The 1,344-nt window shown below is 74.9% G+C and carries 1 protein-coding gene; it reads right to left on the bottom strand.

All coding sequences use genetic code 11. The features are described 5' to 3' along the window. On the bottom strand, positions 1–1,167 hold a 1,167-nt coding region (gene secF / locus HLB09_RS17215; protein ID WP_171204505.1), incomplete at its 3' end, for a protein translocase subunit SecF. Positions 1,168–1,344: the final 177 nt, after the last annotated feature.

The following is a 1,344-nucleotide window of genomic DNA, read 5'->3' as shown; positions in this document are numbered from 1 at the left end:
CCGGGCGGGTCGACCTCGGTGACCCCGCCGCGCAGCGCGGTCGCCTGCTGGGCGCGGGCCTCGCCGTAGCCCTCGAGGCGGCTGCGGGCGCTGGCCCCGCGGCCCCTCACCGGCGGCTCCGCCGGCGCCGCCACCGGCGGTGGCGAGCGCGGCGGTCCCCTCCGCCGGGCCCTCGGCGGCGAGGCGGGCCTCCTCGCGGCGGTGGGCGCGCACCTGCTCGGTGTGCGCCTTGACCCGGTCGTCGCGGCTCTTGATCTCGGCGAGGATCGCCGGCGCCACGAAGATCGAGGAGTACGTGCCCGCGAGCGTGCCCACGAAGAGGGCCAGGGACACGTCGCGCAGGGTCCCGGCCCCGAGGAGCAGGGCGCCGATGAAGAGGATCGAGGCGACCGGCAGCGCCGCCACGACGGAGGTGTTGATGGACCGCACCACCGTCTGGTTGACGGCGAGGTTGATCTGCTCGAGGTAGGTCCGCGACGACCCCTGCAGGACCCCGGCCGTCTGCTCGCGCACCTTGTCGAAGACGACGACGGTGTCGTAGAGCGAGAAGCCGAGGATGGTGAGGAAGCCGATCACCGAGGCCGGCGTCACCTCGAAGCCGACGAGCGCGTAGACGCCCGCCGTGACCACGAGGTCGTGGACCAGGGCCACGAGGGCGGCCGCCGCCATCGCGAGGTCGCGGAAGTACACGGCGATGACGCCGGTGACGAGCACGAGGAAGATCCCGATGCCGATGAGGGCCTGACGGGTGATGTCCGCGCCCCACACCGGGCCGACGAAGCTGGACGTCACCTGGCTCGGGTCGACGTCGTACGCCGCCGCCAGGGCGTCCGCCACGTCGGCGGTCAGGTCCTCGGGGACGGCCTCGGTCTGGATGCGGACGGAGTCGCCGCCGACCACCGACACCGACGGGGGCTGGGCGTCCGGGAGCACCTCGGCGACGGCCTCGAGCGCCGGGTCCTCGGAGGCGTCCGCGACCTGGGAGACGCGGTACTCCGAGCCCCCGGTGAACTCGATGCCGGGGTTGAAGCCCCGCACGACGAGCACGAGGACGGCCAGCAGGACGACGACGCCCGTGATGGCGAGCAGCCGGCGCCGGCGCTCGACGAAGTCGAAGGACCGACGACCCGTGTAGAGGTCGTTGCCGAAGGCGGCGAAGCTGGGCACGGGTCAGTCCTCCGTCGGGGTCGTGCGGCCGGCACCGTGGTGGGCGGGGTCGCCGCTCCCGATGCTGTCGGGGCCACCGCCGTCGGGGACGCCCTCCTCCTGCTCCCGCCGCTCGCGCGCCTCGGCGGCGCGGCGCTCGGCGATGGTCATCCGGCGCGGCTGGGCCGCGGCGGCCGG

It is taken from the genome of Pseudokineococcus marinus (assembly GCF_013004605.1).
In the GTDB taxonomy this organism is placed as follows: Bacteria; Actinomycetota; Actinomycetes; order Actinomycetales; family Quadrisphaeraceae; genus Pseudokineococcus; species Pseudokineococcus marinus.
The sequence above is the reverse complement of the archived record's forward strand: the minus strand, read 5'-3'. Positions and strand labels throughout refer to the sequence as shown.